This window comes from Rhodococcus gordoniae (assembly GCF_001646655.1).
GTDB lineage: Bacteria > Actinomycetota > Actinomycetes > Mycobacteriales > Mycobacteriaceae > Rhodococcus > Rhodococcus gordoniae.
Genome location: NZ_LPZN01000037.1, coordinates 29,859 through 39,941 on the forward strand (window position 1 = coordinate 29,859; position 10,083 = coordinate 39,941).

At 67.9% G+C, this 10,083-nt stretch carries 10 protein-coding genes and 1 tRNA gene; 4 read left to right on the forward strand and 7 right to left on the reverse strand.

The features are described from left to right. Positions 1-44: 44 nt before the first annotated feature. From A8G18_RS14835 to A8G18_RS14860, 6 genes are all read right to left on the reverse strand, one after another. Positions 45-2,327, reverse strand: coding sequence for a heavy metal translocating P-type ATPase (locus A8G18_RS14835; RefSeq protein WP_064064479.1), 2,283 nt, complete (start codon positions 2,325-2,327; stop codon positions 45-47). Positions 2,328-2,353: 26 nt separating this feature from the next. Further along, positions 2,354-3,316 (reverse strand): hypothetical protein, encoded by a 963-nt coding sequence (locus A8G18_RS14840; RefSeq protein WP_064064480.1) that lies wholly within the window; start codon positions 3,314-3,316, stop codon positions 2,354-2,356. After that, positions 3,313-3,519: a heavy-metal-associated domain-containing protein gene (locus A8G18_RS14845; protein WP_016931862.1), complete on the reverse strand. Its 207-nt coding sequence runs from the start codon at positions 3,517-3,519 to the stop codon at positions 3,313-3,315. Before A8G18_RS14845 ends, A8G18_RS14840 begins: the two co-directional genes overlap by 4 nt. Before the next feature lie 40 nt (positions 3,520-3,559). Further along, complete coding sequence (locus tag A8G18_RS14850) at positions 3,560-3,916, reverse strand: metal-sensitive transcriptional regulator (RefSeq protein WP_064064481.1); 357 nt, start codon at positions 3,914-3,916, stop codon at positions 3,560-3,562. Between the two features lie 257 nt (positions 3,917-4,173). Then, a complete protein-coding gene (locus tag A8G18_RS14855) occupies positions 4,174-4,380 on the reverse strand; it encodes a hypothetical protein (protein ID WP_006553307.1) in 207 nt (68 codons plus the stop codon). Between the two features lie 46 nt (positions 4,381-4,426). Beyond that, entirely contained in the window at positions 4,427-5,068 is a 642-nt protein-coding gene (locus A8G18_RS14860; protein ID WP_016931865.1) for a dihydrofolate reductase family protein, read from the reverse strand. Positions 5,069-5,611: 543 nt separating this feature from the next. On the opposite strand from A8G18_RS14860, the gene A8G18_RS14865 reads away from it, so the two are divergent. Next, the gene (locus tag A8G18_RS14865) at positions 5,612-6,247 is read left to right on the forward strand and encodes a pentapeptide repeat-containing protein (protein ID WP_245207887.1); all 636 of its coding nucleotides are present in this window, start codon (positions 5,612-5,614) and stop codon (positions 6,245-6,247) included. A 310-nt stretch (positions 6,248-6,557) separates the two neighbouring features. On the opposite strand, the gene A8G18_RS14870 is transcribed toward A8G18_RS14865, so the two are convergent. Beyond that, a tRNA-Leu gene (locus tag A8G18_RS14870) sits at positions 6,558-6,640 on the reverse strand. Positions 6,641-6,842: 202 nt separating this feature from the next. On the opposite strand from A8G18_RS14870, the gene A8G18_RS14875 reads away from it, so the two are divergent. From A8G18_RS14875 to A8G18_RS14885, 3 genes are all read left to right on the forward strand, one after another. After that, positions 6,843-8,159: an FHA domain-containing protein gene (locus A8G18_RS14875; protein WP_016935047.1), complete on the forward strand. Its 1,317-nt coding sequence runs from the start codon at positions 6,843-6,845 to the stop codon at positions 8,157-8,159. A gap of 157 nt (positions 8,160-8,316) precedes the next feature. Next, entirely contained in the window at positions 8,317-8,778 is a 462-nt protein-coding gene (locus A8G18_RS14880) for an FHA domain-containing protein FhaB/FipA (RefSeq protein ID WP_006550946.1), read from the forward strand. After that, on the forward strand, positions 8,775-10,083 hold a 1,309-nt coding region (locus tag A8G18_RS14885; RefSeq protein ID WP_064064482.1), incomplete at its 3' end, for a PP2C family protein-serine/threonine phosphatase. The genes A8G18_RS14880 and A8G18_RS14885, both read left to right, overlap by 4 nt.

The window sequence follows — 10,083 nt, forward strand, 5'->3', positions numbered from 1 at the left end:
ATCCGATCCTGACAGGCCGTCCGCCTCGCTGCAGCCGAAAGCGGTCAGGCCGCGTGGGCGCGAAACCGTCGCAACCGCAGGCTGTTGGAGACCACGAAGACCGACGAGAACGCCATCGCCGCACCGGCGAGCATCGGGTTCAGCAGTCCCGCGGCCGCCAGCGGCAGTGCCGCGACGTTGTACGCGAACGCCCAGAACAGGTTTCCCTTGATCGTCGTCAACGTGCGGCGCGACAACCGGATGGCGTCGACCGCGACCATCAGGTCGCCGCGGACCAACGTCAGGTCGCTCGCCTCGATCGCGACGTCGGTGCCGGTGCCCATCGCCAGGCCCAGGTCGGCCCGGGCGAGCGCCGCGGCGTCGTTGACACCGTCGCCGACCATCGCGACCACCGCGCCCCCGCGCTGGAGCCGCTCGACCACGTCGACCTTGTCGGTGGGCAGCACGTCGGCGATCACGTCGGCCTCGTCGATGCCGACCTCGGCCGCCACGGTGTGGGCGACGGCGGCGTTGTCGCCGGTGAGCAGGATCGGACGCAGCCCGAGTTTCCGCAGTTCGGCGATTGCCTGCGCGGAGGTCGGCTTGACCGCGTCCGCGACGACGACGATGCCACGGGCCTTCCCGTCCCAGCCGACGGCGATGGCCGTGCCGCCGGACTTCTGCGCCTGCTCGAACGCCCGCTGCAGCTTCTCGGAGAGGTGCTGCGACCAGTCGGCCAGCAGCGTCGGACGACCCACCAGCACCGCGCGGCTCGTGTCGCCGTCGACGAGCACTCCCTGGACACCGAGACCCTCGACGTTCGTGAAGTCCTCGACCTCGGGCAGACCGCCGAACCTGTCCGCGGCCGCATCACCGACGGCACGTGCGATCGGGTGTTCCGACGCCGACTCGAGTGCCCCGGCGTACCGCAGCACCTCGTCGGCGTTCTCACCGTCGTCGGCGACGACCTCGCGCAGGGTCATCCGGCCGGTGGTGACCGTGCCGGTCTTGTCGAGGACCACGGTGTCGACCGAGCGGGTCGATTCGAGGACCTCGGGGCCCTTGATGAGGATGCCGAGCTGAGCGCCGCGACCGGTACCGACCATCAACGCGGTCGGGGTGGCCAGGCCGAGGGCGCAGGGGCAGGCGATGATCAGCACGGCGACCGCCGCGGTGAAGGCCGCCGCGGGTCCGTTGCCGGTGCCGAGCCAGAAACCGAGGGTGCCGGCGGCGATCAGCAGCACGATCGGCACGAAGATGCCGGAGATCCGGTCGGCCAGGCGCTGCACCTGGGCTTTGCCGTTCTGGGCGTCCTCCACCAGCTTCGCCATCTGCGCGAGCTGGGTGTCGGAGCCGACGCGGGTCGCACGCACCACCAGTCGTCCACCGACGTCGACCGTTCCGCCGACGACACTGTCGCCCACACCGACCTCGACGGGAACCGATTCACCGGTCAGCATCGACGCGTCGACCGCCGACGTGCCCCGTGCGATCACACCGTCGGTGGCGATCTTCTCGCCCGGGCGCACGACGAACAGATCGCCGACCGCCAACTGCTCCACCGGAATCCGGGTCTCGGTGGTCCCGTCCGGTCCGAGGACCGCGACGTCCTTGGCTCCGAGTTCGAGCAGGGCATGCAGGGCGGCGCCGGCACGTCGCTTCGACCGTTGCTCGAAGTAGCGCCCGGCGAGGATGAACGTCGTGACACCGGCCGCGGCCTCGAGATAGATGTTGCCGCTGCCGTCGCCCCGCGCGATGGTGAACTCGAAGGGGTGGACCATCCCCGGTTCACCCGCCGTTCCCCAGAACAGGGCGTAGACCGACCATCCCAGGGCGGCAAGGGTTCCCAGCGACACGAGCGTGTCCATGGTGGACGTGCCGTGGCGCAGGTTGATCCACGCCGCCCGGTGGAAGGGCCAGGCACCCCACACCACCACCGGTGCGGCGAGGGTGAGCGAGAGCCACTGCCAGTTGGTGAACTGCAGGGCCGGGATCATCGCCATCGCGATCACCGGCACCGTCAGGATCGCCGAAACGACGAGCCTGTGACGAAGCGGCGCAACGGGATCGGATTCGGGCACGTCACCGGTCCGGCCGGTCGCCTGCGCGGACGGCGGCGGCAGTGCGGCACCGTAGCCGGCCTGCTCGACGACCGTGACGAGATCCTCGGGTGTCATGTCGTCGGGGTAGGTGACCTTCGCCTTCTCGGTGGCGTAGTTGACGGTCGCGGTGACGCCGTCGAGCTTGTTGAGTTTGCGTTCGATGCGATTGGCGCAGGATGCGCAGGTCATGCCGGTGATGGCGAGTTCGATCGATTCAGCGGCGACCGGCCGACTCTGCGTGGTCATGTGTGTCTCCTCGGAAAAATGGGCCGTCAGCGGCCGGAATGGCTGTGGTCGACCGGCGCGGAGGGTTCCTCGTGCGTGGCTCCGGCGCCGTCGGCGGTGAGCGCGAAGGCGGCGGTACGGACCACTCCGTCGTGCTGAAAGTCGAGATAGAGGTGATAGGTGCCGGCACTCGGGACGGAGGTGTGGAAGACGACCTCGGGGCCGGGTCGCGTGGTGCCGTCGCCGGGTGTTCCGTCCGGGTGGACGTGGAGGTAGGCGAGGTCGCCGCCGCGCAGCGCCACCAGGTGCCCGTAGGCACCGAGATAGGGCTGCAGGTCGGCGACCGGCTGTCCGTCCTTGCTCACGGTGAGGGTGAGCATCGCGTCGCCACCCGACGACAGGTCGCCGTCCAGGGTGACCTCGTAGCCGTCGACGGTCGCGGTGCGGTTGTCGGCTTCGGGTGCGGCAGGGACGAATTCGCCCGCCACCGTGAGATCGGTGCCCAGCGTGAGCGCCTCTCCCCCGGTGGGTCTGAAGTCGGCGAAGACCCGCCACGTGCCGGGCGTGAGGTCGACGTCGACGGACCAGATGCCGGTGTTCTCGTCGAGCACGGGATGGACGTGCTGGAAGCCGGTGAAGTCGCGGCGCACGGCGATCAGGTGCAGTTCCTTCTCGTGCGTGATGTCGAAGTCGGTCACCGGCGCGCCGCCGGGACCGTTGATCGCGAATGTCAGGTTCCTGTCCTCACCCGGCTCGAGGTTCGTCTCGGCGAGTGCGAGGGCATAACCGCTCCGATACGTCATCAGTCCTCCCGGGATTTCTTCCACAGCAGGTGTTTCCGCGGCGTCGCCGGTGGCGGTGTCGTCACCGTGACCGGCATCGTGGGCGCTCACGGCAGGATCCTCGGTCTGCTCCTCCACCGGGCCGACGGTCGCGCCGACGAGCAGCGCGATACCGAAGACCGCGGCTACGGCGGCGACGAAGCCGGTGAGCTTGGCCGGGGTGTTCATGCGAGGTTGTAACCGGCCTCCTCGACGGCGGCCGCGACGGCGGCATCGTCGAGGGACTCGGCGCTCGTGACGGTGACGGCACCGGTGGCCAGGTCGACCTCGACGTTCTCGACGCCGGGGATCTCCTGGACCTCTTCGGTGACCGACGCGACGCAGTGCCCGCAGGTCATGCCGGTGACGGTGTACGTGCTGGTCTCACTCATGGGTACTCCTCGGTGATGGGTCGTGAACGGGTGGGGACGGTCAGGAACGGACGAGTCGCGCGATGGCGTCGCCGGCTTCCTTCAGCTTGAGGTCGGCTTCGTCGCCACCGGCGCGCACGGCACCGGCCACGCAGTGGGCCATGTGTTCGTCGAGCAGGCCGAGCGCGACGGCCTCGAGAGCCTTCTTCATCGCCGCGATCTGCGTGAGGATGTCGATGCAGTACTTCTCTTCCTCGACCATCCGCTGCAGACCGCGGGCCTGCCCCTCGATGCGACGCAGTCGCTTGAGGTAGTCGGCCTTGGTGTTGTTGGCGATGTAGCTGTGCTGATGCGTGTCGTCGGGCGCGACGACATCGGCAGTATCGGGCTTCCCGGTTTCACTGGTGGTGTTCGGCATCGGAATCGTCCTTGTCGGTGCGCTCGGCGGTCGTCCTACCGGATACCATACCCCCCTAGGGTATCTACGACAACCACGACGACGGGCAGAGCATCTGCGCAGGTAGAGGCACATGGAATCGCCAGGGATACACACGTCGGCCCCGCATTCCGGGGAATGCGGGGCCGATCCGAAGAGGGTTTCCCAGGTCTGCGGACGACACGCCCGAACACCTCACGAGGTGGTCGAGCGCCTCGTCGTCGATACGTCGCGGGACGTCACGGCACGTGCATCATCTTCCCGGCGAGGGTGAACAACCGGCGGGAGAGCCGGATGACGGGGATGCCCAGCGGAATCAGCAGGATCGTCACGCACAACACCGCACCCAGGAGCATCACCACCGCGGCGACGATCCCCAGGACGGTGCCGAGCAGGGCGGTGAGAAGTCCGAGCACGACATCCAGTAGGCCACTCAGAGCACGCATGACGACCTCCTAGCCACACCCCCTATTATGCGCCGCTCCCGGGTGTTCACTTCCTCCAGAACAGGTGATGCATCACCCCGCTCGTGCTGGGCACGACCTCGAGGTGGAAACGATCCCGTAGTTCGTCCGGGGAGTCCCAGAGCTTCAGGCCGGCGCCGTACCGCACCGGTGACACCACCACGTGCATGGTGTCGACCAGATCGGCGTCGAGGAACTGCCGGATGGTGGAGACGCCACCCCCGAGGCGGACGTCCTTGCCCTGCGCGGCGGCGCGGGCCTGATCGAGCACCGCGGCCGGCTCGCCGTTCACGAAGTGGAAGGTGGTGTCGGCGAGCGTGAAGGACGGGCGTTCGTGGTGGGTCAGGACGAACACCGGGGTGCGGAAGGGTGGCTCATCGCCCCACCAGCCCTGCCACTCGTGGTCCTTCCAGGGACCCCGCTGGGGGCCGAATTTGTTGCGCCCCATGATCTCCGCACCGATGTTGCAGGAGAAATCCCGGATGAAGTAGTCGTCGAGTCCGCGGCTCCCACCGGGCTCGGTGCGCAGGTTCCAACTCGCCGTGGCTGCGGCCCACTCGAACATCGGGCTCGGATCCAGGCCGAAGGGACTCTCGACACTCTGGTCCTTCCCCGCGCCGATCCCGTCGCTCGACACGGTGAAGTTCTGTACTCGCAGCAACTGGCCCACTCTCTTCTCCTCGCATCCCGATCGCACCGGTACGAAGAGGAAGACCTCGTGAGCCGCGCGAACTCATCGGATCGTGCTCGGATCACGAAGGGATTCGGCGACAGCCGTCCGGCCCGGCGACACTGCACGTGCCGACTGGTATTTTCGTATCCAGTGATCAGCACCGTGTATCCGTGAGACAGATGTCCCGCGCCATCCGTGAACCGCGCCTGCAGGCGGCGGTGATTCCGTGTGCCCGGAGGGGGAACCCGCGCCAGGGTTCCCCGATCCCATCGTGCAGTCCTTCATGCATCGGAATCGACTTTCGGAGTTCACATGTCCACCCCATCACTTCACTCGTCCCCATCACCGGCCGTTCATCGATCCGACCTCCGGGGCGACTGCAGCCGTTGCTTCGCATTGTGTTGCACGGCTTTCGGATTCACGCGGTCGTCGGACTTCGCCGAGGACAAGCCCGCCGGTTCGCCGTGCCGGCATCTCGACGCGCGCTTCGCGTGCACCATCCATGAGACGCTGCCGTCCCGTGGTTTCCGCGGATGTACGGTGTTCGACTGTTTCGGTGCGGGACAAGCCGTCTCCCAGCGGTTGTTCGCCGGCGTGAGTCGGCGGGACCGACCCGACACCCGCTACCGGATGTTCTCGGCGTTCGCCGTGGTGAAAGAGCTGCACGAGATGATGTGGCACCTGCTCGAGGCCCAGCAGCGCACCTACGATCCGGAGCTCGCGGACGACGCGCGGGAGCTCGTCGAATCCCTTGCCGTCCTGACTCGCAGGGGCGTGGACGAACTCGAGTTCCTCGAGATCGGCGAGATACGTGCATCCGTTCGGCCGGTCCTCATGGAGGTCAGTGCGGAGGTGCGGGGTTCGTACTTCGCGGACGACGAGGGGATGGATCCCGATCTCGTCCCGGGCGCCGACCTCGCCGGAACCGATCTGCGGGGCCACCGGTTGTGCGGCGCCGACCTACGGAACGCACTGCTCATCGGCGCCGATCTCCGAGGATGCGACCTCGCGGGGGCGGACCTGCTCGGCGCGGACCTGCGCGGTGCGCGAGTGGAGGACGCCGATCTCTCCCTCGCCCTGTATCTCACGGGACCGCAACTCGCCGCCGCGCACGGCAATCGACGCACCCGAGTACCCACGGGCATACCGGTACCGCGGAGTCGGCTCGACGACTGACCGAGTGCAGGGAGGGCGCGGCGACTCGCGCCTTCCCTCCCGCTCAGGGGAACCCGATGCGGCGGCACACCAGCATGTGGTGGGCTCGGATGTACCGGTGTCCACGATCCGTTTCGGCAGCCGCAACGGCGGCGGGTCGCTCCGCCCCGTACTCGGAGCAAGCTGCCGTGTGGGTTACAGGGTCGTCACCGCCCCCAGTACAACGCGGGCAGGAAGGACATCGGTATCAGGACCGGGCAAACGAAAACGAGACCACGATCTCCGAAGAGTTCGTGGCCTCGTCCGTCGCAGTTCGTGGAACTGCACACTGTGGGCGAAGGGGGACTTGAACCCCCACGTCCCGAAGGACACTGGCACCTGAAGCCAGCGCGTCTGCCATTCCGCCACTCGCCCGAGCAACGCCGAAAACAGTAACACACACCGGAGCGAAACAACTATTCGCCTGGTCAGACGGCTGTGAGCCCCGCGGACTCGATCGCTGAAGATATCCGTCGGAGACGTGCCGCATGCCTCAGGGTCGAATCCGGGGAAAAGTGGATACCATGCAGTGACGAGATCTGCATTGCGACACGCTGAGTACGGAAAGGGGGTCGCCATGGGCATCGCCCAGCGCTTCGAGCGCAAACTACAGGCCGCGATCGGCGACGCTTTCGCCCGCGTGTTCGGCGGCGGCGTCGTGCCCCAGGAAGTCGAGGCGGCGCTGCAGCAGGAGGCAACGGACGGCGTCCGACAGCTCGATCGGGGTCATATGCTGGCGCCGAATCATTACGTCATCACGATCAGCGAAACCGATCACAATGCCCTCGCAGCGGATCGGGACTTGACTGTGAAGGCGTTCTCCCGTCACCTTGAGGACTTCATCCGAGAACAGGGATGGCAGACATACGGTGAGATCCAAGTCGTCTTCGAGTCGTCGTCGGCACTGCACACCGGGCAGTTCCGGACTCGCGGCTCGGTAGATCCCGATGCGGGGCGCTCAGCGACGCGTGCTCCGTCACCACGGAACCCACAGAACCGCCCACCCGCGACCTCTGAACCAGGAGCTGGCCCCATGACGCAGAACCCCGGCTACGACCCCAGCCGTGACCCCGCCGAGGCGGAACCGCAGTACGCACGCAACGGTCACGCGCACGTCGGCCAGGAGCAGCGCTACAACCAGGGCTACGGGAACGCCGGTTACGACCAGGGCCAGGGCGGCTACGACCAGCAGGGTGGATACGACCAGCAGGCGTACGGCCAGGCCTACAGCGAGCAGGACTACCAGCAGGCCGGCTACGACCAGCAGGCCTACGGAGCCCAGGATGCCCAGCCCCAGGCGTACAGCCAGGACTACGGCCGCGACTACCCGCAGCAGGGTGGCTACGACCAGCAGGCGTACGGCCGGCAGGCCGGCTACGACCAGCAGGGTTACGCGCAGCCCGGTTACGACCAGGGTTACCAGGATCAGGGCTACCAGCAGGGTGGCTACGACCAGCAGGCGTACGGTCAGCAGAACTACGCACAGCCGGGCTACGACCAGCAGTACGGCGCGCAGCAGGGCTACGACCAGGGTTACGCCGCTGCGGCACCCGGCTACGACCAGGGCTACCAGCAGGGCGGCTACCAGTCGCCGGCGGCCGGTCGTGTGCTGACCGCGACCCTCCAGCTCGAGGACGGCAGCGGCCGCTATTACCAGCTCCGCGAGGGCAGCAACATCATCGGCCGCGGCCAGGACGCACAGTTCCGCCTCCCCGATACCGGTGTCTCGCGTCGCCACATCGACATCCGCTGGGACGGCCAGGTCGCGATGCTCTCCGATCTCGGCTCGACGAACGGCACGACGGTCAACGGCGCCTCCGTTCAGGACTGGCAGCTCGCCGATGGTGACGTGATTCGCGCCGGGCACTCCGAGATCCTCGTGCGCATCCTCTGATCAGCCGGTATCGAAAGACCTACCGGACCCGTTCATACCGTCCGACGCGTGTCGCAGCGCGTCGGACGCTGCATGGAGTCGTCCGGTGTCCGTATTGTGAGTGACCGCACGACCCGGAAGACCACGACCGGTCTACTACCCCGAAGGAGGATGCACCGTGCAGGGGCTGATTCTGCAGCTGACCCGAGCGGGATTCCTCCTCCTGCTGTGGTTGTTCGTGTGGGCGGTGTTGCGCACGCTCCGGTCCGACATCTATGCCGGTGCCGCACGCCCGCTCCCGCGCTACTCCCCCAAGCAGTCGGTGCTGCCGACGCTGAGCCGTAACAAGACCGCCAAGTACCTGGTGGTCACGCAGGGCGCGCTGGCAGGCACCCGGATCACGCTCGGCACCCAACCGGTTCTCATCGGCCGTGCCGACGACTCCACACTCGTGCTGACCGACGACTACGCATCCACGCGCCACGCACGGTTGTCGCCCCGAGGTTCCGACTGGTACGTCGAAGACCTGGGGTCGACGAACGGCACGTATCTCGACCGCGCAAAGGTCACCACCGCCGTCCGTGTCCCACTCGGAACCCCGGTTCGGGTGGGCAAGACCGTGATCGAGCTCCGCCCGTGACCCTCGTACTCCGTTATGCCGCCCGCAGCGACCGCGGCCTCGTGCGCTCCAACAACGAGGACTCCGTCTACGCCGGCGCCCGCCTGCTCGCCCTCGCCGACGGCATGGGTGGTCACGCAGCAGGTGAGGTCGCCTCACAGCTGATGATCGCGGCGCTCGCCCATCTCGACGACGACGAGCCCGGCGGCGACCTCCTCGGCAAGCTCGCCGCGGCCGTCCGCGAAGGCAATGCCTCGATCGCCGATCAGGTGGAAGAAGAGCCCGAACTCGACGGCATGGGCACGACGCTCACGGCCATCCTGTTCGCAGGCAGCAAGCTCGGACTCGCCCACATCGGCGATTCCCGCGCCTATCTGCTGCGCGACGACCAGCTCACCCAGATCACCCGCGACGACACCTTCGTGCAGTCGCTGGTCGACGAGGGGCGCATCACCCCGGAGCAGGCGCACACGCACCCGCAGCGGTCGTTGATCATGCGGGCGCTGACCGGCAGCGAGGTCGAACCCACCCTCACCGTGCGCGAGGCCCGCGCCGGCGACCGCTACCTCGTGTGCTCCGACGGTCTGTCCGACGTCGTCAGCGACGAGACGATCGCCGACACCATGCGGCAGGGCACGCACGACGAGTGCGCCGACCGGCTCATCGAGCTGGCACTGCGCAGCGGCGGCCCCGACAACGTCACCGTCGTCGTCGCCGACGTCATCGATCTCGACTACGGCCAGTCGCATCCCATCGTCGCCGGTGCCGCATCGGCGGACGACGAGGACACTCCCCCGCCGAACACCGCGGCCGGTCGTGCCGCCGCGATGCGGCCACCGCGCGCCACCCCCAAGCGGGTCATCAACAAGGCCCCGGAGCCGGCGCCGAAGAAGAAGCGCAGTCGCCTGTGGTGGCCGGTCGTCGCCGTCGTGGTGATCGCGGTGCTGGTCGGCGGCCTGTTCGTCGGCCGGCAGTTGATCCGCAACAACTACTACGTCGGCGCCGACGACGGTCGCGTGACCGTGCTGCGCGGTATCCCCGGCGACGTCTTCGGCTACTCGCTGCAGGAGGCGGCGCGCGTCGGGTGCATCACCGACGAGGGCGACCTCACGCTCGTCGACCCGAACAGCGCGTCGTGCCGTGTGATGCTCGTCGACGACCTGTGGCCCGCCGCTCGCGAGCAGGTCCGTGCCGGCCTTCCGTCGGGTTCGCTCGACGACACCCGCGAGCAGATGCAGCGGCTCGCGGAGCTGGATCTGCTGCCGGTGTGTACTCCGGAGGAACCCGCACCCGCCCCCGGCGGGTGCGGGTTCCTCCGGAGTACAC